The sequence below is a fragment of the Clostridium fessum genome (assembly GCF_027698965.1).
GTDB classification, from domain to species: Bacteria; Bacillota; Clostridia; order Lachnospirales; family Lachnospiraceae; genus Otoolea; species Otoolea fessa.
In genome coordinates this window covers 361,172-385,152 of record NZ_JAQEQF010000002.1, presented here as the reverse complement: position 1 = coordinate 385,152, position 23,981 = coordinate 361,172, and the positions used below count along the sequence as shown (strand labels likewise).

Below are 23,981 nucleotides of genomic sequence, written 5' to 3'. Positions count from 1 at the left end.
AAAAATTTGCAGAAATAACGGGCAGGAGGAAAAAGCGTGAAGCAATGGAAACGATACAAATCATATATACTGCCATATAAGAGCGCCTTTATTCTGGGACCGCTCATGATGGTAACGGAGGTGCTGGGTGAGATTCTGCTGCCCAAATTTATGTCGATGATTATTAACCATGGCGTGGCGCAGAAAGACGGCGGATACATTCTCAAAATGGGACTTGTGATGGCGATTACCTCCTTTTTGATGGCGGCAGGCGGCATTCTGGGGGCATATTTTGCAGCGAAGGCGTCGATTTCCTTTACCAGCGATCTGCGCCGCGACTTATTTGCCAGAGTGCAGCAGTTTTCATTTAAAAATATCGATACGTTCAGCACGGGATCGCTGGTAACCCGTCTGACGAACGATATCCAGCAGGTACAGAACCTGATTATGATGGGACTTCGGATGATGCTGCGCGCGCCGGGCATGTTCCTGGGGGCGCTTGTGATGGCGTTCTGGATGAATGCGGAACTGGCAGCTGTCATCCTGGTGGTGATTCCGCTTCTGACGGCGGCGATCGTCTGGATCTTACGGACTGCCTACCCGCGGTTTACAGCCATGCAGAAAGCGCTGGATACGCTCAATAGCGGCATCCAGGAGGTGCTGACGAACGTGCGGGTGGTGAAATCCTTTGTGCGGGAAGACTACGAGGAAAAGCGGTTTGCCGACACGAACCGGGAGCTCAAGGAGGCAGGGCTGCGGGCGCTGAAGATCGTAATTGCGACGATGCCGGTCATGATGTTCGCGATGAATGTGACGACACTGGCAATTGTCTGGTTCGGCGGAAACCTGATTATCGGCGGACGGATGGCGGTCGGAGATCTGACGGCATTTACGACCTACATTGTACAGATTCTGATGTCACTTATGATGCTCTCAATGGTATTTTTGCAGAGTTCCCGCGCGATGGCGTCCATCCGGCGAATCGATGAGGTGCTGGATGAGCCGATTGATTTGAGCGATGAAAATGCATCACAGAAGGACCGGAAGGTTGAGAAAGGACGCGTGGAATTTAAGGATGTTTCCTTTTCCTACCGCGAAGGCGGTGAGCCGGTTCTATCCCACATCAGCCTGACGGCAGAGCCGGGGGAGACGATCGGCATCCTCGGTGCGACCGGAAGCGGAAAAACGTCGCTGGTACAGCTGATTTCCCGCCTCTATGATGTGACAGAGGGGAGTGTGCGGGTGGATGGTATCGATGTGCGGGAGTATTCCCTGAAAAATCTCCGGGACGGCGTTGGCATGGTTTTACAGAAAAACGTCCTGTTTTCCGGCACGATCGAGGAAAACCTGCGCTGGGGTGATGAGACGGCGACGGAGGAAGAAGTGCGGCGGGCAGCAGTGTATGCGCAGGCAGATTCCTTTGTGAATTCGTTTGCCGAAGGCTACAAAACGGAGATGGGACAGGGCGGCGTCAATGTATCCGGCGGTCAGAAACAACGGCTGTGCATCGCAAGGGCACTCTTAAAGAAGCCGAAGATCCTGATTCTCGACGACAGCACCAGTGCTGTCGATACGGCAACAGAGGCGGCGATCCGGACGGCATTCCGGGAAGATTTGAAAGATACGACGAAATTTATTATCGCACAGAGGCTGAGTTCGCTGGAATACGCGGATCGGATTCTCGTCCTTGAGGACGGCAGGATTATCGGAGAGGGAACGCAGGAGAAGCTGCTGGCATCCTGTGAGGCGTACCGGGAGATCTATGAGACGCAATATGGAAAACGGGCTGGCGGGGAGGTAATGGCATGATGGATGAAAAACAGATTGAAAGCCTGAAACGCCGATATGGCAGCCGCATAGCCGACGCACCGAAACGCCGCCGGGGACCGGAACGGATGGCGGTTATGAAGGGCGGAAAGCCCAAGGCGGGCGGTCAGACGATGCTGCGCCTGCTTTCATACTTAAAACGCGACCGGATGGCGATGACAGCCGCCTTTTTCTGTGTGATCCTGGGGACGGTGACAAATCTGGCGGGCGCCTATATGCTGCGCCCGATCATCAACCGGTATATTGTGCCTTTAGATGGCAGCCGGGGCGATGTGGCGGGGCTGTTCCGTTCCCTGTGCGTGATGGGAGCGGTTTATTTAGCCAGCGTTGCCGCTTCCTATATGCAGTCGCGCATCATGCTGCAGGTGGCGCAGAACGCGCTGCAGCGGCTGCGGGAAGAGCTGTTTAACCATATGCAGACGCTTCCGCTCCGGTTTTATGATACCGGCAGCAACGGCGATCTGATGAGCCGTTTTACAAACGATGTGGATACGATCGGCATGATGCTCAGCAGTACGCTGGTGCAGCTTTTATCCGGCGCACTCAGTATTGTGGGAACGCTGGTGCTGATGATTTACACGAACGTGTGGCTGACGGTGATTACGCTTGCCATGATGCCGGTGATGCTGAGTGCCGGTAAATTTGTTGCCGGACGGAGCCAGAAATATTTCTCTGCCCAGCAGGCGGCGCTTGGCGCGATGAACGGCTATATTGAGGAGACCGTGCAGGGGCAGAAGGTCGTCAAGGTATTCTGCCATGAGGAGATCGCAGAGGAAGAATTTGGATGGCTCAATGCGGATCTGAAAGAAAAACAGATCCGGGCACAGTTTTTCGGCGGTGTGATGGGACCGGTCATGAACAATTTAAGCCAGTTAAATTATGGACTGACAGCCTGCATTGGCGGTCTGCTCTGTGTGTTCCGGAATTTTGATGTTGGTGGACTGACCGTATTTTTAGGTTTTTCGCGGCAATTTTCCAGACCGATCAACGAGCTTTCCATGCAGGTTGGAAACGTATTTTCGGCGCTGGCAGGCGCGGAGCGCGTGTTTGCTGTGCTGGATGCGGAACCGGAGGCGGCAGATGCGCCGGATGCGGTTTCGATCGCGCCGATCCGCGGTGAGGTGGTGCTTGACCATGTGACTTTCGGCTATGAGCCGGGGCAGGTGATTTTGAAGGATATTTCGCTCTATGCGAAGCCGGGACAGAAGATCGCCTTTGTCGGTTCGACGGGAGCCGGAAAAACGACGATCACGAATCTGATCAACCGTTTTTATGATATACAGGGCGGCTCGATCACGGTGGACGGCGTCGATGTCCGCCGGATGCACCGGAAGGAGCTGCGGGAAAATATCGCGATGGTTCTGCAGGATACGCATCTTTTTACCGGCACGGTACGGGAAAATATTCGATACGGGCGGCTGGATGCCACGGATGAAGAAGTTGTTGAGGCGGCAAAAACGGCATCGGCGCATTCCTTTATCATGCGTCTGCCGGATGGGTATGACACGATGCTGGAGGGCGACGGTGCAAACTTAAGCCAGGGACAGCGCCAGCTATTAAACATTGCGCGGGCAGCAGTTTCTAAAGCACCGATCCTGATTCTGGATGAGGCGACGAGTTCGGTCGATACGCGGACGGAGAAGCACATCGAGCACGGCATGGACCGGCTGATGGCGGACCGGACGACCTTTGTCATCGCCCACCGGCTTTCGACAGTCCGCAACGCCAATGCGATCATGGTGCTGGAGCACGGGCAGATCATTGAGCGCGGCGACCATGAAGATCTGCTGGCGCAGAAAGGGCGGTATTTTGAGCTGTATACCGGAATGAAGGAGCTGGAATAAGGCTTTCGTTGAGAATTAAATGAGAATTTGTTTCCTGTACGCGTGAACTCACCTATATTGAAAAACGGATGGATCTAGTGTATAATGGGAACACTTGAAATTTTTAAGTAAAATCGGATCGCGTAAGCTGGAAAATAGAGCCGGATCCGTGGCAAATTTTGTACCGTTAGGAGGAATATCTATGAGTATCCGAGTTGGAATTTTAGGATATGGAAATCTGGGACGCGGCGTGGAGTGTGCGATCCGCCAGAATCCGGATATGGAACTGAAAGCAGTATTTACACGGCGTGCGCCGGAAACGGTCAAGATCCTGACCGAGGGCGTACCGGTTTATCATGTAAATGAGGCAGAGGCGAAGAAAGACGAGATCGACGTTTTGATTCTCTGCGGCGGTTCGGCTACGGATCTGCCGGTTCAGACCCCGAAATATGCACAGTGGTTTAACGTAGTGGACAGCTTCGATACCCATGCAAAGATTCCAGAGCATTTCGCAGCAGTCGATGAGTCCGCACAGAAATCCGGAAAGGTTGGCATCATCTCCGTTGGCTGGGATCCGGGTATGTTCTCCCTGAACCGTCTCTATGCAGCTGCATGCCTGCCGGAGGGCGAAAATTATACATTCTGGGGCAAGGGCGTCAGCCAGGGACATTCCGATGCGATCCGCCGGATCGAGGGCGTCAAGGATGCCAGACAGTACACAATCCCAGTTGAAAGTGCACTGGAGGCAGTCAGAAGCGGCAGCAGCCCAGAGCTGACCACCCGCGAAAAACACACCAGAGAGTGCTTTGTTGTGGCAGAAGAGGGAGCGGATCAGGCAAAGATCGAGAATGAGATCAAGACCATGCCGAACTACTTTTCTGATTATGACACAACGGTTCATTTCATCACCGAAGAAGAACTGAAACGCGATCACAACCGTCTCCCGCACGGTGGTTTCGTACTCCGCAGCGGTAAGACCGGCTGGAACAAAGAGAACCACCATATCATCGAGTACAGCTTAAAGCTGGATTCCAACCCGGAATTTACTTCCTCCATCATCGTGGCATACGCACGCGCGGCATACAAGATGAACCAGGAAGGCCAGAAGGGCTGCAAGACCGTCTTTGATGTGGCACCGGCGTATCTGTCGGCAGAGAGTGGGGCAGATCTGCGGAAGAAGTATCTGTAAAAATTTCAAATTTTCCTTTCAACTTGTATTGTCGCTTAAAATGAAGTAAAATGTAAGACAGATTTGCATGATTTGTACCTGCGCAGCACTGGCAAAATCCGTTAAAGTCCGCGCAATGAGTGAACGTAACTTTACGTTTGCGGGAGCTGGCGGGTAGGAGAAAAGCGAAAATACATACAGGAAGGACAATATACGATGAATATATGGAAAAAATCCGTGCGTTCCCTCTGCCTGGGAATGGCACTTATGATGTCTGTGTCATGGACGGCATTTGCTGCGACAGATGGGGCGACCGGTCCGGGACAGGCGGCAGGAGGCTCGGTCTCCGGCGCAGTTCCTTCGGGAGCAACGGTTACTTCACAGAATGCAGCTCAGCCGACGGTGGCAGCGCAGGGCGCAGTGCTCTATGATGCGACGCACAACCAGTTCCTGTTTTCCAAGAATGCGGATACGCAGTATTATCCAGCCAGCATCACGAAGCTGATGACGGCGCTTCTGGTAGCGGAAAACTGTAATCTGAGTGATACGGTAACCTTTTCCCAGACGGCAGTTTCGAATCTGGAATCGGGCGCGGTGACGCTGCAGGTCAAGGCGGGCGATACCTTTACGGTTAAGGACTGTCTCTATGGTCTGCTTTTAAAATCGGCAAATGAGGTGGCAAACGGACTGGCGGAGCATGTGTCCGGCAGTGTCAGCGCGTTTGCGGATAAGATGAATGAGAAGGCAGCGTCTTTAGGATGCACACATACGCATTTTGCAAACCCGAACGGTCTGAACAATGCGAACCATTTTACAACCGCACATGATATGGCGCTGATTGCAAATGCTGCATTCAATAATGCGACGGTGCGTCAGGTTGCATCGACCCTGCATTACGATTTCCCGGCGACTGCCAGCGTGCCGACGGTGCGGACGCTTACGATGGGACATAAGATGCTCAATCCGGCAAATTCCCAGTACTATGAGGGAATCATAGGCGGAAAGACCGGTTATACCTCCCTGGCAGGCAACACGCTGGTAACGTGTGCAGAGCGAAATGGCGTGCGCCTGATTGCAGTTATTTTAAAGAGTTCGCAGACCCATTATGACGATACGAAGAAGCTGCTGGACTATGGTTTTGCGGTGGCGGGAAGCGCATCCGGCACACCGGCTGGCACGAACACCTCATCTTCCGGCAGCCAGGGTGGACCGGGTAGCTCTGGAGCTGGCAATGCAGCTGCTCAGGGCGACGGTGCGTGGCAGCAGTTTGGAAATGAATGGAAATACCTGAAAGCAAACGGAACCTACGCGGCAAATGAGAGTCTCCTGATCAAGGGGGAGACATACTATTTCCATGCAGATGCGTGGATGGCGCGTGACTGGCAGATGGTAAACGGCTCCTGGCATTATTATACCGAAAGCGGGGCTATGGCGAAGAGCCGCTGGATTCAGACGAATGGATACTGGTATTATGTGAGTGCTGACGGAGCATTGTTTGTCAATGGAACGACACCGGACGGATATAGAGTCGATGCGAATGGTGTCTGGATTCAGAAATAAAGAAGAGCATAAAACGGAGCCGACCGGCAGAAAAGACCGGGGCGGCTCCGTTTTTCACAGCTCTGCGGCCGCAAAAAGACCGGCGGAACAGCTGGCAGATGGGGGTGATGTTATTATAGTGTGATCAATTCATACTCCCGGCTTCCCAGACCGATCTTCTCCGCGTGTGCCAGGCAGCTTTTCCACTCAGATTCTGGTGTGGAATTTGTGAAATGGTCATGGTGATCGTGGAAATCCGGATCAGCAAGATGTTTTGCAAGCTGGCTGCCCGGCATCGGAGCAGCGGCCAGACAGGCGTCCACACAGGCCTGATCGAGTGCCAGCGGATCGAAAGAAGCAAACATACCAAGATTTGGAAGGATCGGTACGTCATTTTCACCGTGGCAGTCGCAGTTCGGGGAGACGTCAACGACCAGGGAAATATGGAAGTTTGGACGTCCATCCACAACGGCTTTTGTGTATTCCGCCATACGGCAGTTTAACAGCTCGTTGGCTGCGTTGTTGTCAAATTCGATTGCGTCAAAATTGCAGGCGCCGAGACACCGTCCGCAGCCGACGCAGTGCTCAGCATCCACGTGCATTTTTCTGGAGGCTTCATCGAAAACGAGACCGCCGTTGGCACATTCCTTCTGACAGCGGCGGCAGCCCCGGCAGAGCTTTTCCTTGACGTGTGGTTTTCCACTGCTGTGCTGATCGGTCTTACCGGCGCGAGAACCGCAGCCCATGCCGATATTTTTGATCGTACCGCCGAAGCCGGTCATCTCATGTCCCTTGAAATGGGTCAGGCTGATAAAGACATCGGCGTCCATGACGGCGCGGCCGATCTTAGCTTCTTTGATGTATTCGCCTCCGGCCACCGGAACAGCGATGTCATCGGTGCCTTTTAATCCATCACCGATGATGATTGGACATCCAACAGTCAACGGGGTAAATCCGTTTTCCCAGGCGCATTCCAGGTGCTCGAGCGCATTCTTGCGGCTGCCTGGATACATCGTATTGCAGTCTGTTAAAAATGGTTTGCCGCCCAGCTCTTTGATGACATCAACAACGGCTTTGGCATAATTCGGACGCAGATAACTGATATTTCCAAGTTCACCAAAGTGCATCTTGATAGCGACAAATTTACCATCCATATCGATGGAACCGATCCCGGCTTTACGGATCAGTTTTTTTAATTTGGTAGGGAGACCGTCGCCAAATGCAATGGTGTGGAAATCTGTAAAATATACCTTTGCTTTTTCGTTTTTTGACATATGAATACCTCCTGATAGATGGCTTTTTTTGATTTTTTTCTCAGTCGAGAAGACGCCCACCTCTTTAGGTGGCGAGTAATAGTAAAGTGATAAAAATATCAATTCTATTATACCGGAATCGGGTGGATGTGTCAAAAATTTACTTTTCTTTTTAATGTAGTTCCTATATAATAGGAAAATACGGAAAAAGCAGATTTCAGCTACAGGGGGATTCTGGCAAGATACCTGTATCTGGAAACCTGCTTTTGAAAATACGAGGGGACTTGTCTGCATAGAAGGGACAGTGACCCGGGCAGGAGATGACAGTATGAGAAATGCACCGGTTATCTATATCGTGGTGCCTTGCTACAACGAAGAGGAAGTTCTGCCATTGACGGCAGAATTTTTAGGTAAAAAATTAGATGATTTAACCCGCAGCCGCCGGATTCATCCGGGAAGCCGGGTGCTGATGGTAGACGACGGTTCGAAGGATAGAACATGGAAGCTGATCGAGGAACTCCATGAGAAGGACGAGCGGTTTGCAGGTGTGAAGCTGAGCCGCAACCGCGGTCATCAGAACGCGCTTTTAGCCGGGCTTTTTGAGGCGGCGAGACGGCGGTGTGACGCGGCGATCTCGATGGATGCCGATCTGCAGGATGATGTGGACGCATGCGACGCGATGATCGAGCGGTATATGGCTGGCTGTGACATCGTGTACGGTGTGCGCCGTCACAGGGCGACGGATACATTTTTTAAGCGTACAACTGCGCTGGGATTTTATAAGATTATGAATGCGCTGGGAGCGAACACCGTGTATAATCATGCGGATTACCGCCTGATGAGCCGGAGGGCACTGGAAGGGCTGGCGGAATTTTCGGAGGTCAATCTGTTTCTGCGCGGGATTGTCCCGATGATCGGTTATCCGTCCGATGTGGTATATTATGACCGTAAAGAGCGGGCAGCAGGGGAGAGCAAATATCCGCTGAAAAAGATGCTGGCTTTTGCGATCGAGGGCATCACTTCGCTGAGCACAAAGCCGATCCGGATGATTACGTTCATGGGAATTGCGGCATTTTTTGTCAGTATTGGATTCCTTATCTGGGCGGTGGTTGATTTCTTCCGGGGCAATACGATCACCGGCTGGGCGAGCATGATGGTATCGCTCTGGTTTATCGGCGGACTGCTTCTTCTCTCGGTCGGAATCGTCGGAGAGTATGTCGGAAAGATTTATCTGGAGTCGAAGCACCGCCCGCGCTATATCATTGAGAGCCGCACGCCGGATCGCATCCGCGAGCGTGAGAAAGGGCGCAGCCGGAAACAGGAGATGCCAGGAGAAAATTTGCGCCGCAGCCGTGCAGAAGCACGGGAACTCCAGACATCAAAAAGAAGAGAAGCTGTGCAAAAACCGGAGCAGGAGTGAAATAGCTCTAAAAAATAGCTCTTAAAAATTCAGGAAACACTTGACAAACCCGGAAAATGGGTGTATCTTCATAAACGAATAATTCCTATCAGGAATAAGGGAATATAAGCTGAAAGGGGACAGGTCCGATGCGTCAGAGTAAAGCCATGCAGATGAATATGATGATGAACGGCATGTGTATGATGTGCTGTCATATTTGTGTGCATGAAAGACGGAACGGGCTGGTCGGATAGACCTGTAAGTATAGCATAGGAAGCCGCGATCCGTACTGGATTCGCGGCTTTTTTGTGTCATAGGAAATTCCTTGGAATTCCTTATGACACAAAAAGGCACTAACTGCTTCCTGTGACAGAAAAACAGTAGTGGCATCTTTTATGCGACAGGGTATCAATGCTGTATATTCGGAAAAAGAGAGGGGAAAAGACAATGGAGCAGAGAAAGGAAGCGATCATCTGCCTGGAAGGACTGGGAAAGCAATTCCAGACAACGAACGGAACGGTGACCGCGTTAGATGATATTAACCTGGAAATCCTGCAGGGCGAGATTTTTGGAATTATCGGTCTGTCAGGTGCAGGAAAGAGTACGCTGGTCCGGTGTATCAATTATCTGGAGACACCGACGGCGGGACGGGTTATTTTTGAGGGACAGAACCTGTCGATGATGAAGGAGGCGGAGATTCGGAAGGCCAGACAGTCGATGGGGATGATTTTCCAGCAGTTCAATCTTCTGGCACAGAGAAATGTACTCCAGAATGTGTGCTTTCCGATGGAGATTGCCGGTGTCCCGAAAGCAGAGGCGAAGAAACGGGCGGCTGAGCTTTTAAAATTAGTCGGTCTGGAAGAACGGATGAAGGCATATCCGGCACAGCTCTCCGGCGGACAGAAGCAGCGTGTGGCGATTGCACGTGCGATGTCCACGAACCCGAAGGTGTTGCTTTGCGATGAGGCGACGAGTGCGCTCGACCCGAACACGACAAAATCGATTTTGGAGCTTCTCAAGAAGATTAATCGCGAACGCGGCATTACTGTGATCGTGATTACCCATGAGATGGCGGTTATTGAGTCTATCTGCGACCGTGTGGCGATCATCGACCACAGCCACATTGCAGAGTCTGGCAGGGTATCAGAGATTTTCTCCGGTCCGAAGTCGGAGATTGGGCGGCAGCTGATTCTAGGAGAGACGGCAGGGCAGAAGACAAGCTTTGCCAGAGCGCGCCAGATCCGCGTTATTTTCAATGGACAGGAATCTTCGGAGCCAATTATTTCTAATATGGTATTAGCCTGCAAGGTTCCGGTCAATATCCTTCTCGCGGATACCCACGATATTGGGGGCAAGGCGATGGGACAGATGCTTCTGCAGCTCCCGGAGGACGAGGTAGATGCAGGGCGTATCTGCAATTATTTAAAAACGGTCGGTGTGACCTATGAGGAGGTGCGCTAAGATGGTATTTGATGCGAAGACAGTCAGTATGCTGGTAAAAGAGACCTGGAGAACCTTATATATGGTAGGTCTTTCTTCCCTGATTTCTTATTTGATCGGCATCCCGCTCGGCGTGGCGCTGGTTGTAACCGATAAAGACGGCATCCGTCCGGTGCCGCTGTTCAACAAAGTGGCGGGCGTGATTGTCAACCTGCTCCGTTCGGTGCCGTTTATCATCCTGTTAGCGATGGTAATGCCGCTGACCCGCGCGATCGTGGGAAAGACGATCGGAGCAAATGCGGCAGTTGTACCGCTGGTAATCGCGGCGTTCCCGTACATCAGCCGTATGGTAGAGGCATCATTAAAGGAAATTGATGCAGGCGTGATTGAAGCAGCAAAATCAATGGGCGCTTCAACCTGGCAGATTATTTTCAAGGTGCTGCTTCCGGAGTCCAAGCCGTCCCTGTTAGTCGGCGCAGCGATATCGATCACGACAATCCTCGGATATTCCGCGATGGCAGGCTGTGTCGGCGCCGGCGGTCTGGGCGATGTGGCGATCCGATATGGATACCACCGTTATCAGGCAGATATGATGCTGGTTACCGTTGTGATTCTCGTTATTATCGCACAGCTGATTCAGGAGATCTTTACGCGGAGTTCGAGAAGAAGTGATAAGAGAATCCGTTAATAAGATATTTACAGAAATGAAATGCAGCCTATCGTCTGTGGCAGATGCAGGACATTTCTGAAATATAAATTTAAAGGAACTGTTTAAACACACGAAGAGGAGGAAATCACTATGAAAAAATCATTCTTAGGAACCACATTCCTGGCACTGCTGGCAGCTGCATCCTTAGCAGGCTGCTCTTCCAGCTCGAATGAGACAACTGCTGAGACCGCTGCAGAGGCAGCAGAGGAGACCACCGCAGAGGCAAAAGAGGCAGACGGCGATCTGGAGAAGCTGGTAGTAGGCGCAAGCCCGGCACCGCATGCTGAGATCCTGGAAGCTGCAAGAGACCTTCTGGCAGACAAGGGCTACGATCTGGAGATCGTAGAGTATACTGATTATGTACAGCCGAACAACGCACTGGAGTCCGGCGATCTGGATGCAAACTACTTCCAGCACAAACCATATCTGGATACCTTCAATGAGGAGAATGGCACTCACCTGGTAAGTGCAGGTGCAATCCATTATGAGCCATTCGGCATCTACGCAGGCAAGAGCGATTCTTTAGATGAGCTGGCTGACGGCGCAGAGGTTCTGGTGCCAAACGATGTAACCAACGAGGCAAGAGCACTTCTGCTTCTTCAGGATCAGGGTCTTCTGACACTGAAAGAGGATGCAGGTCTGACCGCAACTATCAATGATATTACAGAGAACCCGAAGAACCTGGATATCGTAGAACTTGAGGCAGCACAGCTTCCGCGTTCCTTACAGGATGCTGATATTGCAGTTATCAACGGCAACTATGCAATCGAGGCTGGTTTAAAGGTAACCGATGCTCTGGCAGTAGAGGCTTCTGACTCTCTGGCAGCCCAGACATACGGAAATGTTGTAGCAGTCCGTGAGGGTGACGAGGAGAGCGACAAGACAAAAGCTCTGATGGAAGTCCTGACAAGCGATGATATCAAAGAATTTATCGAGACGAAGTACGATGGAGCGGTTGTTCCGCTGTTTTAATTGACGGCAGGAACCTGATTACAGCAACGAAATTGGGAAGAGGCGGATGCTTTGCGGTGAAAACCGCAGGCGGAGGTCTCTTCTTTCAATTTATGGGAATGTGCGTCAGATGAAAAATGTTTTGCGTGAATTTTTTTGAATCATGTGATAGAATAAGAAAAAGATAAAGGTGACAGGCGGGTGATAAGAATGGAAATTCATATGCAGAACAGGAAAAAGGGCTTTACGCTGGCGGAGCTTTTGGTAGTCGTTGCGATAGTTGCCATTTTAGCTGCAATTTCTATTCCCATTTTTACCAGGCAGCTGGAGACCAGCCGGGAGGCCACGGATCTTGCCAATGTCCGTTCTGCATATGCAGAGGTGATGGCAGCGGTCATGATTGAGGATACAGAGAATGAAGTGAAGGTTGTAAAGCTGAAGCAGAAAAAAGAAAAATGGCAGTCGCATGACCCGGTGACGATAGGTGGAGTGATGCATTATAATGATCAGGGTGATACGGCCAACTGGATTGGTTATCCGGTTCCGGATGGGGAGTGCGAAGTTTCCTATCGGCCTGATTCGGGAGTGCTTCTTAACTGGAAAAGCGGAAATGGTACAGGCGGTTCGGAACAGAAATACGCGTTTAATATCAATTGCGATGTACATGCGCCCTTGAATGACAGCGGCATATTGAAAATGCTGGGTAATAACAACAATTTTGAAATTGATTCCAACTGTACAAAATCCAATATGCTTCCCAAGATACAGGCGAAGATTGAGGGGGACAGCCTGTTAAAAAAGGGAACCTGAGCCTATCTGGGAGATGCAACGGATAAGTCGAAGCGATATTTATTTTGGACATCTGTAGATATATCCTCAGATTCGGTTGGTGCAGGAAAGAAGATACCGGTTATTATCAGTACAGCAGATGGAAGGTTTTATATTTCAGAAACAACTACCGCTATGCGAGTGAATAAAGCTGGTAATTATGTAGCAATCGCTGGTCATCTGACTCCAACACAGTATAAGGAATATCTTTCGAAGGATAAAAAGTATGAGAATCTGCAGGAGGCATATGATGCATACGCAAAGCTGGTGACAGATGGGACGTATCCACAGTATAAGGATACGCTGCCGAAGTAGGGGCTGTGCAGCTGTTACAGGTGGGCGTCTTTAAAGTGGGGGGAGCCAGGGCATATGTTACTGTTCACGCATACGTGCCCAGTAACGGGCATATATCATTTACCAACCTGTGCCGAAAACCTTGACATTTTCCCGAAAAACCTCTATGATAACAAGGAACTGAAAAATGAAAGGCAGTGAAGAAGAGGAGTACACATAGAAGCCCTGACAGAGAGAACCGCGCAGGTTGAGAGACGGTTCCGGGAAACGGATGTGGAAGGTAGCTTCGGAGCCGGATTTCTGAAAAACTGCGTTCTGCTATGACTTAGGAATGGTGTGAAAGAGAGTGGTGGATAAGAGATCCCGGGAGTTCCCGTTATAGAATCAAGAGGATTGGGATAAAATCTGGATGTGTGCGAAGAAAACACCGGCAGATGGAAATCCTGATTGAATTAAGGTGGTACCGCGTATATGACGCCCTTTGCAGATGATATGTCTGCAAGGGGCTTTTTCATTTCATAGGAAATTACGTCCTATGAAACAAAAAACGCTCCGCGAGGATGCGCCAAGGCACATTCTTTTTCATAGGAAACGCGCTTCGGAAAGGACAAAACAGATGAAAAAACAAGGTCCGCTGACAAGCTGTGACACGTGCGGCAATTATGTCTATGACGATGATTATGGGTATTATCTGTGCGAGGCAGATCTGGATGAGGACGAGATGGCGGCATTTTTAAGCAACCAGCGTTTTGTCTGCCCGTACTACCAGACGGATGATGAGTACAAGATTGTCCGGAAACAGATGTAAGAAACTGCATCGGAAATTACACAAAATGAAGGTAAACAAGATGCGGTTCATGATAGAATGCGAGGATAAACAGCATTTGATGAGTTAAAACACAAAAGGAGAATCGATCAATGAAAGAACTGGAAAAGACATATAATCCGGCGGATATTGAAGATCGCCTGTATCAGAAATGGCTGGACAGCAAATATTTCCACGCCGATGCAGAGCGCGGACGCAGAAACGGCAAGAAGCCGTTCACGATTGTGATGCCGCCGCCAAATATTACCGGACAGCTTCATATGGGACATGCGCTGGATAACACCATGCAGGATATCCTGATCCGTTACAAGAGAATGCAGGGCTATGAGGCACTGTGGCAGCCGGGTACCGACCATGCGGCGATCGCAACGGAGGTTAAGGTTATCAATAAGCTGAAAGAGCAGGGCATTGACAAGCATGATCTGGGTCGTGAGGGCTTCCTGGAGAAAGCATGGGAGTGGAAAGAAGAGTACGGCAGCCGTATCGTAAAACAGCTTCACAAGCTGGGTTCCTCCGCTGACTGGGACCGCGAGCGTTTCACGATGGACGAGGGCTGTTCCGAGGCAGTTCTGGAAGTATTTACCAGACTGTATGAAAAAGGTTATATTTACAAGGGATCCCGTATCATCAACTGGTGCCCGGTCTGCCAGACTTCCATTTCGGATGCCGAGGTAGAGCATGAGGAGCAGGACGGCTTTTTCTGGCACATCAATTACCCGATCGTCGGCGAAGAGGGACGTTTCGTCGAGATCGCAACCACCCGTCCGGAGACGCTGTTAGGCGATACTGCGGTAGCTGTCAACCCGGAGGATGAGCGCTACAAGGATATCGTAGGCAAGATGTTAAAACTGCCGCTGACCGACCGAGAGATTCCGGTCATCGCGGATGAGTATGTAGATAAAGAGTTCGGTACCGGCTGCGTAAAGATCACACCGGCACATGACCCGAACGACTTTGAGGTAGGAAAACGCCACAACCTGGAAGAGATCTGCATCATGAATGACGATGCAACCATCAGCGTACCGGGCAAATATCAGGGCATGGACCGCTACGAGGCGAGAAAAGCCATGGTAGAGGATCTGAAGGAAATGGGACTTTTAGTCAAAGTCGTTCCGCATTCCCACAACGTAGGTACCCACGACCGCTGCGGCACAACCGTAGAGCCGATGGTAAAACCGCAGTGGTTTGTCAAGATGGAAGAGATGGCGAAACCGGCGGTAGAGGCACTTAAATCCGGCAGACTTAAATTCGTTCCGGAGAGCTTCGGAAAGACGTATCTGCACTGGCTTGAGGGCATCCGTGACTGGTGTATTTCCCGTCAGCTCTGGTGGGGACACCGGATTCCGGCTTATTATTGTGATGACTGCGGCGAGATGACCGTTGCCAAGTGTGCACCGGCGGTATGCCCGAAATGCGGCGGCACCCACCTGCATCAGGATGAGGACACGCTGGATACCTGGTTCTCCTCCGCCCTGTGGCCGTTCTCCACGCTCGGCTGGCCGAAGGATACACCGGAATATGAATATTTCTATCCGACCGACGTGCTGGTAACAGGATACGATATCATTTTCTTCTGGGTTATCCGTATGGTATTCTCTGGTCTGGAGCAGACGGGCAAAGAGCCGTTCCACACCGTCCTGATCCACGGTCTGGTACGCGACTCCCAGGGACGCAAGATGAGTAAATCCCTTGGAAATGGTATCGATCCGCTCGAGGTTATCGACAAGTACGGCGCCGATGCACTTCGTATGACCCTGATGACCGGTAACGCACCGGGCAACGATATGCGCTTCTATTGGGAGCGTGTGGAAGCCAGCCGTAACTTTGCAAACAAGGTATGGAATGCATCCCGTTTCATTATGATGAACATCGAAAAAGCGCCGGTAACGGATGTGAAGCTTTCTGACCTGAAGATGGCTGACCGCTGGATCCTCTCCAAGGTCAACACGCTGGCAAAAGATGTTACCGAGAACATGGATAAGTACGAGCTGGGAATCGCTCTCCAGAAGGTTTACGATTTCATCTGGGAGGAGTTCTGCGACTGGTACATCGAGATGGTAAAACCGAGACTCTGGTCCGAGGAAGACACCACCAAGGCAGCTGCACTCTGGACCCTGAAAACGGTTCTGATCCAGTCCTTGAAACTGCTGCATCCATATATGCCGTTCATCACCGAGGAAATCTTCTGCAACCTGCAGGATGAGGAACCGTCCATCATGATTTCTTCCTGGCCGGAGTACAAGGATGAGTGGAATTTCGCAGACGAGGAGAAAGCTGTAGAGACGATCAAGGATGCAGTCCGCGCGATCCGCGGCGTCCGCACATCCATGAACGTACCGCCGAGCAAGAAGGCAAAGGTATACGTTGTATCCGAAGATCCGGAAGTTCTGGCCATCTTCGAGCACAGCCGTGTCTTCTTCGCAACTCTTGGCTACGCGAGCGAGGTTGTCCTTCAGAAGGACAAGAGCGGAATCGCAGACGATGCCGTATCGGCTGTGACTGCAAAGGCAACCATCTATATGCCGTTTGCAGAGCTGGTGGATCTGGACAAGGAGATCGAGCGTCTGACCAAGGAAGAGGAGAAGCTGAAAAAAGAGCTTGCCCGTTCCGAGGGCATGTTAAGTAATGAAAAGTTCGTCAGCCGCGCACCGGAGGCAAAGATTGCCGAAGAGCGTGAGAAGCTGGAGAAATACCGCCAGATGATGGCACAGGTACAGGAGCGCCTGGCACAGCTGCGGAAATAGTTGAATATGAAGTAAAAGGCAGGATCGAGAGATCCGCCTGATGCGTGAAATAAGCCGATGTGTAGGGGGAAAACTATATGCATTGGCTTATTTGCAAAGAAAGAACCGAAATTATTCTGTTTTTTATCTCAGTCGAGAAGACTCCCACCTCTTCAGGTGGTGAGTAATAGCAAATTTGTCTCAGTGGGAGTCCATTCTCCGACTGAGATAAACGCTCCGCGAGGATGCGCAGTGATTCTGTAAAGAATATGTCAGCTTCGCTGACCAGAATCACGCGCCAAGTCTCACGGACGTTCGACTTGAATTATATGGGCGAATGCCTTTGAAGAGAGAAAGGAGATTATTTTTTTATCCTCGAACGAGGATAATTGGATGATACGAGATATTATGGAGATAAGAACAGCGACAATAGCAGATCTGGCTCAGATTGCAGCCGTGGAAGCAGAATGCTTTCCGGCAGCGGAAGCCGCAACGAAAGAGGAGTTTGAGGAGAGAATTAAGTATTATGGAAATCATTTTTGGCTCATGTTTGAAGGCGAAAAGCTGATTGTGTTTGTGGACGGCTTCGTCACAGACAAGCCGGATCTGACGGATGAGATGTACGAACGGGCAGAAATGCACGATGAAAACGGCGCATGGCAGATGATTTTTGGTGTCAATACGATCCCGGCATACCGGAAACATGGCTATGCGGGACAGTTGCTCCAGTGCGCCATCGAGGATGCCAGAAAACAGGGGAGGAAGGGACTTGTGTTGACGTGCAAGGAAAAATTGATAGCCTATTATGCCAAGTTTGGATTTGTGAATGAGGGGATCTCGGAATCGGTGCATGGAAACGTGATCTGGTATCAGATGCGGTATAAGTTTTAAATTTAAGAAGAAATACGTGATTGCCCGCAAATACTAATAATACTTATTATAGGAATCGAAATGGCGTTTTTAATAGAAGTGTGATAAGATACAAGTATCAGAATTAAAAATGAGACGCCATTTCGATTTTTTGTAATTGTTTGCAACAAGCATTACAAATTCTTTTCCATCTTTCTGCGTGTATCTTTTGCGTGTGTTTTATATGCATAACGGGCATCGGAAGCAGGCGCACGGGATTGGGTGAAAAAGGGTCAAAAGGGGCGTCCGCAAACAGGAGGGGTTAGAGAAAACATGAAATCATTGCAGGCGCGTTATCTGGATCGACTGGCAGAGCTTTACCCGACGATTGCAGCGGCATCGACGGAGATCATCAATCTGGAATCGATCTTAAATCTGCCGAAAGGAACGGAACATTTCCTGACCGATATCCATGGGGAATACGAGGCATTTTCTCATGTATTGAAAAATGGTTCCGGTTCCGTCAAGCGAAAGATTGACGATGTATTTGGAAATACCCTGAGCCGTCAGGATAAGCAGTCACTGGCAACCCTTATTTACTATCCGGCGGAGAAAATGAGCCGGATTCTGCAGACGGAGAAGAACCCGGATGACTGGTATAAGATCACACTCTATCGTCTGATTGCGGTCTGCCGCCGGGCAGCGAGCAAGTACACGCGTTCGAAGATCCGCAAGGCGCTTCCGAAGGAATTTGCCTATGTGCTGGAAGAACTTCTGACTGAGCGCGGTGATCTGCAGGACAAGGAATCCTACTACGATGCCATCGTCCAGACGATTGTCCGTGTGGGACGGGCGAAAGCCTTTATTATAGCGCTAAGCGAGCTGATTCAGCGCCTGACGGTCGATCATCTTCATATCGTAGGCGATATCTATGACAGGGGTCCGGGACCGCATATCATCATGGACAAGATGATGACCTATCACTCGATTGATGTCCAGTGGGGCAATCACGATGTGCTCTGGATGGGCGCGGCAGCGGGACAGATGGGGTGTATTGCAAACGCAATCCGTATCTGCGCGAGATATGGAAACCTGGATATTTTGGAGGATGGTTACGGCATCAACCTTCTTCCATTGGCAACCTTTGCGATCAATACATATGGGGATGACCCGTGCACCTGCTTCCAGTTAAAGGGCAGTGACTCTTACAGTGCGTCTGAGCGCGAGATGAACCAGAAGATGCACAAGGCGATCTCGATCATCCAGTTCAAGGCGGAAGGGCAGATCATCAAGCGCCATCCGGAATTTGGTCTGGAGAAACGAAATCTTCTGCATCATATTGATTTTGAACGCGGCGTTCTGGAAATGGATGGCAGAGAGTACAAGATGCTTGATATGAATTTCCCGACGGTGGATCCAAAGGATCCATATGCATTTACACCAGAAGAAGCGGATATCATGGAACGTCTGGAACGTGCGTTCATGAACTGCGAGAAGCTGCAGCAGCATATGAAGTTTCTGCTGGCGAAGGGAAGTCTCTATAAAGTATACAACAACAATCTTCTCTACCATGGCTGCGTTCCGTTAAATAAGGACGGTACCTTCAAGGAGGTAGAGATCTACGGCAAGCAATATAAGGGAAAGGCGCTATACGATATTCTGGACAATTATGTCCGCAAGGGGTTTGTCGCGGTCGATAAGGCAGAGCGGGAAAAAGGCAGGGACATGATGTGGTATATCTGGCTGAATGAAAATTCCCCGCTGTTCGGCAAGGACAAGATGGCAACGTTTGAGCGCTATTTTCTGGCAGAAAAAGAGACACATAAAGAAGTAAAAAATCCGTATTACGATATGCTGGAAAATGAGGAAGTGCTTGACCGCATTCTCCGTGAGTTTGGTCTGGAGCCGGAGGGCGCGCACATCATCAACGGTCACGTCCCGGTCAAATCCAAAGACGGCGAGAGCCCGCTCAAATGCGGCGGTAAGCTTCTCGTCATCGACGGTGGTTTCTCAAGGGCATATCAGAAAGAAACCGGTATCGCGGGGTATACGCTGATTTACAACTCCTACGGTCTGATTCTGGCAGCGCACGATCCGTTTGAGTCCACCGAGGCGGCGATCGAGAAGGAGAGTGATATCCATTCCGAGAGCCGTATGGTCAAATGGGTGCCGGAGCGCAAGTGCGTCGGGGATACCGATATCGGACGGGAACTGAAAGAGAAGATCAAAGATCTGGAAAAACTGCTGAATGCGTACTATAGCGGTGCGATCGCGGAGAAATTTACGCGGTAGATCATTCGCCAGACAACGGATGCAAATGGAAATCACGTAAGTGATCCGATTGCAGTGAATGCTGTAGAGGCAAATATTCAGAAATCAGAGAGTGTAAAATGAAAAGGAATACGGCAATGACATAATATGTATCATGTCATATACAGTGTGCCGTGATATGAGGACTTTTACAGCCGATGAGAGAAAAGAAAAAAGGAAAACGTTGATTTTCTGATTACATTATTTTCAAAACAAAAAAAACGCAATATTCCAGTTTGCGTTGCGGTTGTAGTTTGTAATATTTTATAGTACAATAATAAAAAATTTATAAAAAAAAGGAATGCAGCAATGACATAATACATATTATGTCATATACAGGGACATATATAAAGCAGGAAAATCTGGTTGGCGGAAATATGGACATCTTTTGATTATAAGACAGAGCGAGAAGAAGACAGGAGTTCACCGATACTGGGTGTGCCAATGCGATTGCGGAAACATCTGTCTGGTTTACGGAACGCATTTAAAAAGTGGACATACAAAAAGCTGCGGCTGTTATCGCAGAAAAAGGCAGACGCATGGATGGCTGGATCTGACGGGAGAAACAAGGGCGCGAATGCAGAAAAACAGTATTATGATACATTCCTAAAAAAATATCATGGAGAACAAAGCGGCGCTGAGAGCGAAGGGAGAGAATAGAATGTTGCAAAAATCGCAGGAAGAGCCGAAAAAAAAAGAACAAAGAATTTCGGACATACATACACACGTTCTTCCGGGACTTGATGATGGCTCGAAAAGCATAAGCGCCAGTGTTCGGATGCTTCGGAAATCATATCAGCAAGGTGTGCGCAATGTGATAGCAACCCCTCATTATACCGTCTATCACTGGCGGACAAAACCGGAACAGATACAGAGACTTATGGAGCAGATGGCAAAAGCGGTTCAGAAGGTGATGCCGGAGCTGCGACTGTATAGCGGGCAGGAAATACAATATTTTGAAGGCATGGCTGATATGCTTCAGAGGGGAGAACTGCTGACACTGGCGGGAAGTCATTATGTTCTGGTAGAATTCCTTCCCCAGTCGCAGTGGAGCCAGATACAGAATGCAGTCCGGGAGCTGCTGCTGGCGGGATATTTCCCAGTGCTGGCGCATATTGAGCGTTATCAGTGTCTAAGAAAGACAGGACGTCTGACAGAGCTTCAGAGGGAGGGCGCTTATCTTCAGATGAATTACGGAAGTCTGATAAAGCTTAGAAATGTCTGGAATTTACGTGAGAGACTGGAACGGCGCTGGTGCCGTAAAGTGCTGCTGGCGGGATATATCAGTTTTCTGGGAACCGATATGCATGGGGTTCATCACCGTGCACCGGACAGTGACAGGGCACTTGCCTGGATCCGAAAAAAAGGCGGGGATACATTGGCCAGACAATTGTCAGTGGAGAATCCAGAAAAAATAATCCTGGATGAACGATTATAAGAGGAACTCTAAAATACATCTGAAACAGATTGGCAGAATGCCGGTCAGAAAAAAAGAAAGAAAAGGAAATTTGTAAGGTATGGAAACGAAAGAGAGTCAAAAACAGGCGTGGGATGATGAGGATGTAATTGATGTCGGAGAGATTTTGTATGCATTGCTCCGGAAACTCTGGATTATCATCGGAGCGCTTGTGATTGGAGGAGCAATTGGAGGGGCATATAGTTACTTTTTGCTCACACCGCAGTACACTTCAACCGCAAAAATCTATGTACTGACAAAAGAAACAACGCTGACATCGTTGGCCGACCTGCAGATTGGCACGCAGCTGACGCAGGATTACAAGACGATCATTACCGGCCGCTCGGTCATGGAAGAGGTAGTCGATAAACTTCATCTGGACATGGACTATAAAAAGCTGGTTAAGAAGATTGAAGTGGAGAATCCGAAAGATACACGTATTCTGAGCATTTCAGCGCAGGATCCGGATGCGGAAATGGCAAAAAAGATCGTTGATACGACGGCAGAAGTGGCATCGGACTATGTAGGAGAAATCATGGAGATGACACCGCCGAAACTCATCGAGAGCGGTGAGGTAGCTGTTAAAAAGACCAGTCCGAGCAATACCAAAAATGCTGCGATTGGCGCTTTGATAGCAGCCTTTTTGGTGTGTGCATACATCAGCCTGACTGTTATTTTGAATGATACGATTCAGTCAGAGGAAGATGTGGAGAAATATCTGGAACTGCCGGTACTGGCTGTGATTCCGGAGAGCAAGATTCACGGAAGAGGCGAGAAAAAAGTAAAACGTACCTCCGGCATCTGGGATATCATCAATCCATTTGCCGGAAAAGAGAAAAACGAAAGAAGGTAGGAGAGCATGGCAAACCAGAATCTGTTCATCCCGGTTACACAGGATGAAAAAAAAGACTATCAATATGAGGAAGCAATGAAAACACTCCGTACCAACATTCAGTTTTCGGGCAGTGGATTGAAAGTGATCATGCTGACCAGCACGATGCCGGATGAGGGAAAAAGTGAGACATCTTCCCAGCTGGCGATTTCAATGGCACAGACAGAGGGACGAGTTTTATTTATTGATGCCGATATCCGTAAATCCGTGCTGGTATCCCGCTTCGGATTCGGGCAGCAGATTTACGGTCTGACGCAGTACCTGACAGGACAGAAACTGCTGGGGGATATTCTGTATCATACCAATCTGCCAAATCTTGACATCATTTTCTCTGGCCCGATGGCGCCGAATCCGGCGGAATTGCTGGGAGAGGACGCATTTGCGCGGCTGGTTGAATGGGCAAGAAATGAATATGATACGATCATCATTGATACGCCGCCTCTTGGAAGTGTCATTGACGCAGCTATTATTTCCCAGCGCTGTGACGGAGCTATCCTCGTAGTTGAAAGCGGGGCGCTCAGTTATCGCCTGGTGCAGAAAGCAAAAAACCAGCTTGAGCGGACAGGCTGCCGGATTTTAGGAGCCGTACTGAATCGTGTCGATATGGCAGGCAGCGGATACTATCATAGATATTATGGAAAATATTCCAAATATAGTAAATATTACGAAAACGAGTCGGATAAATGAAAAAGCAGAATATGATTCGATGGATTGCCGGAGCGGCGGTGGGAATCGCCTGCGTGGGATTCGGTATCCATGCGTATTACAGATATGAAGAGAGAGAAGCAGCCGTGCAGGAGATGGAAGCACGTGGGCAGCAGGAAAACGAGGATGCAGAAGACCAGAAAAATGGGATTTTGACCTGGAATGGAAAGAAATATCGCCGGAATACAGCGATGAGAGCCATTCTTTGTATGGGTATTGATACGAAGGGCGAGATGGCATCACAGGCAGTTTCGGGAAAAGGCGGCGATGCCGATGCCATCTTTCTGATCGCCGAGGACGCGTCCAGAGATCAGGCTCAGATTGTACTGATTCCAAGAAATACAATGACGGAGATAGAGGTATTTGACTATTTTGGGGAACCTCTGGGGACCGAGACACAGCAGCTGACGCTGGCGTATGCGTTTGGAGATGGGCGGGAAGAAAGCTGTGAACTGACAGCAGAAGCCCTTTCTAAACTTTTATTTGGTCTTAAGATCGACGGATACTTTGCAGTCAATATGGATTCGATTTCCTATTTTAATGATGCAGTCGGTGGTGTGCCGGTTACCGTGGATGATGAGATGGTCGCAAACCAGTATCCAGAAGATTTCAAGATGGGAGAAACAGTCAACCTGACCGGAGATCTGACAGAAAAATATGTCCGCTTCCGGGATGTGGACGAAGAGGGGTCCGCAAGTATTCGTCTTCACCGGCAGAAAGGATATCTGAAAGCGTTTATTCAGAAGGCAAAGGAAAGTCAGGCGGCAGACAAAACCACCATAACCCGGCTGGTGGATGGAATACAGAAATTGGCGATCACCAACATGGCGAAGGACCAGTACATGGACATGGGACTGGCGCTTTTGAACAGTCCGGATGCCATGGAAGACGGTGATTTTATTGAACTGTCGGGAAAAATATATCAGGGAAAATTCGAAGAGTTTTACCCAGATATGGATGAGCTAAAAGAGATTGTCATCAATCTTTTTTATAAAGAAAAAGCTTAAAAA

The 23,981-nt window shown here is 49.8% G+C and carries 19 protein-coding genes and 1 other annotated feature; of the genes, 18 read left to right on the top strand and 1 reads right to left on the bottom strand.

Annotated elements, in window-relative coordinates; genetic code table 11:
* The first annotated feature begins 105 nt into the window (after nt 1-105).
* The 4 genes from PG862_RS04425 to PG862_RS04410 all read left to right on the top strand — a co-directional run bounded on the left by PG862_RS04425 (nt 106) and on the right by PG862_RS04410 (nt 6,357).
* A complete protein-coding gene (locus tag PG862_RS04425; protein WP_333563189.1) occupies nt 106-1,788 on the top strand; it encodes an ABC transporter ATP-binding protein in 1,683 nt (560 codons plus the stop codon).
* Nucleotides 1,785-3,650: an ABC transporter ATP-binding protein gene (locus tag PG862_RS04420; RefSeq protein ID WP_270706647.1), complete on the top strand. Its 1,866-nt coding sequence runs from the start codon at nt 1,785-1,787 to the stop codon at nt 3,648-3,650. Before PG862_RS04425 ends, PG862_RS04420 begins: the two co-directional genes overlap by 4 nt.
* Nucleotides 3,651-3,831: 181 nt before the next feature.
* Nucleotides 3,832-4,818, top strand: a complete 987-nt coding sequence (locus PG862_RS04415; protein ID WP_118482125.1) for a diaminopimelate dehydrogenase — start codon at nt 3,832-3,834, stop codon at nt 4,816-4,818.
* Between the two features lie 195 nt (nt 4,819-5,013).
* On the top strand, nt 5,014-6,357 hold the full coding sequence (locus PG862_RS04410) for a D-alanyl-D-alanine carboxypeptidase family protein (RefSeq protein WP_270706645.1): 1,344 nt from the start codon (nt 5,014-5,016) through the stop codon (nt 6,355-6,357).
* A 113-nt stretch (nt 6,358-6,470) separates the two neighbouring features.
* Here the strand turns inward: PG862_RS04410 and PG862_RS04405 are convergent, their stop codons facing one another.
* Complete coding sequence (locus tag PG862_RS04405; RefSeq protein WP_106999989.1) at nt 6,471-7,610, bottom strand: DUF362 domain-containing protein; 1,140 nt, start codon at nt 7,608-7,610, stop codon at nt 6,471-6,473.
* A 307-nt stretch (nt 7,611-7,917) separates the two neighbouring features.
* On the opposite strand from PG862_RS04405, the gene PG862_RS04400 reads away from it, so the two are divergent.
* The 14 genes from PG862_RS04400 to PG862_RS04335 all read left to right on the top strand — a co-directional run bounded on the left by PG862_RS04400 (nt 7,918) and on the right by PG862_RS04335 (nt 23,978).
* Complete coding sequence (locus PG862_RS04400) at nt 7,918-9,009, top strand: glycosyltransferase family 2 protein (RefSeq protein ID WP_106999988.1); 1,092 nt, start codon at nt 7,918-7,920, stop codon at nt 9,007-9,009.
* A 426-nt stretch (nt 9,010-9,435) separates the two neighbouring features.
* On the top strand, nt 9,436-10,449 hold the full coding sequence (locus tag PG862_RS04395) for a methionine ABC transporter ATP-binding protein (protein ID WP_270706643.1): 1,014 nt from the start codon (nt 9,436-9,438) through the stop codon (nt 10,447-10,449).
* Nucleotide 10,450: 1 nt separating this feature from the next.
* Nucleotides 10,451-11,116, top strand: coding sequence for a methionine ABC transporter permease (locus PG862_RS04390; protein ID WP_022358729.1), 666 nt, complete (start codon nt 10,451-10,453; stop codon nt 11,114-11,116).
* Between the two features lie 111 nt (nt 11,117-11,227).
* Nucleotides 11,228-12,109 (top strand): MetQ/NlpA family ABC transporter substrate-binding protein, encoded by an 882-nt coding sequence (locus PG862_RS04385; protein WP_117795596.1) that lies wholly within the window; start codon nt 11,228-11,230, stop codon nt 12,107-12,109.
* Nucleotides 12,110-12,298: 189 nt separating this feature from the next.
* Nucleotides 12,299-12,898 (top strand): type IV pilin protein, encoded by a 600-nt coding sequence (locus PG862_RS04380; protein WP_270706641.1) that lies wholly within the window; start codon nt 12,299-12,301, stop codon nt 12,896-12,898.
* 153 nt (nt 12,899-13,051) lie between these two features.
* A complete protein-coding gene (locus tag PG862_RS04375) occupies nt 13,052-13,231 on the top strand; it encodes a hypothetical protein (RefSeq protein WP_270706639.1) in 180 nt (59 codons plus the stop codon).
* Between the two features lie 167 nt (nt 13,232-13,398).
* Nucleotides 13,399-13,695 (top strand) — a binding site (T-box leader).
* A 131-nt stretch (nt 13,696-13,826) separates the two neighbouring features.
* A complete protein-coding gene (locus PG862_RS04370) occupies nt 13,827-14,018 on the top strand; it encodes a DUF6472 family protein (RefSeq protein WP_022358726.1) in 192 nt (63 codons plus the stop codon).
* Between the two features lie 110 nt (nt 14,019-14,128).
* Nucleotides 14,129-16,780, top strand: coding sequence for a valine--tRNA ligase (locus PG862_RS04365; protein ID WP_270487595.1), 2,652 nt, complete (start codon nt 14,129-14,131; stop codon nt 16,778-16,780).
* Between the two features lie 387 nt (nt 16,781-17,167).
* Nucleotides 17,168-17,650, top strand: coding sequence for a GNAT family N-acetyltransferase (locus tag PG862_RS04360; protein ID WP_270224245.1), 483 nt, complete (start codon nt 17,168-17,170; stop codon nt 17,648-17,650).
* A 291-nt stretch (nt 17,651-17,941) separates the two neighbouring features.
* Entirely contained in the window at nt 17,942-19,900 is a 1,959-nt protein-coding gene (locus tag PG862_RS04355) for a fructose-1,6-bisphosphatase (protein ID WP_118523389.1), read from the top strand.
* Nucleotides 19,901-20,579: 679 nt separating this feature from the next.
* Entirely contained in the window at nt 20,580-21,356 is a 777-nt protein-coding gene (locus tag PG862_RS04350) for a CpsB/CapC family capsule biosynthesis tyrosine phosphatase (RefSeq protein WP_118472775.1), read from the top strand.
* Nucleotides 21,357-21,435: 79 nt separating this feature from the next.
* Entirely contained in the window at nt 21,436-22,227 is a 792-nt protein-coding gene (locus PG862_RS04345; RefSeq protein ID WP_117795586.1) for a YveK family protein, read from the top strand.
* A 6-nt stretch (nt 22,228-22,233) separates the two neighbouring features.
* Nucleotides 22,234-22,953: a CpsD/CapB family tyrosine-protein kinase gene (locus tag PG862_RS04340; protein ID WP_118472777.1), complete on the top strand. Its 720-nt coding sequence runs from the start codon at nt 22,234-22,236 to the stop codon at nt 22,951-22,953.
* Nucleotides 22,950-23,978, top strand: a complete 1,029-nt coding sequence (locus PG862_RS04335) for an LCP family protein (RefSeq protein WP_117795582.1) — start codon at nt 22,950-22,952, stop codon at nt 23,976-23,978. The genes PG862_RS04340 and PG862_RS04335 overlap by 4 nt, the downstream gene beginning before the upstream one ends.
* Nucleotides 23,979-23,981 lie beyond the last annotated feature (3 nt).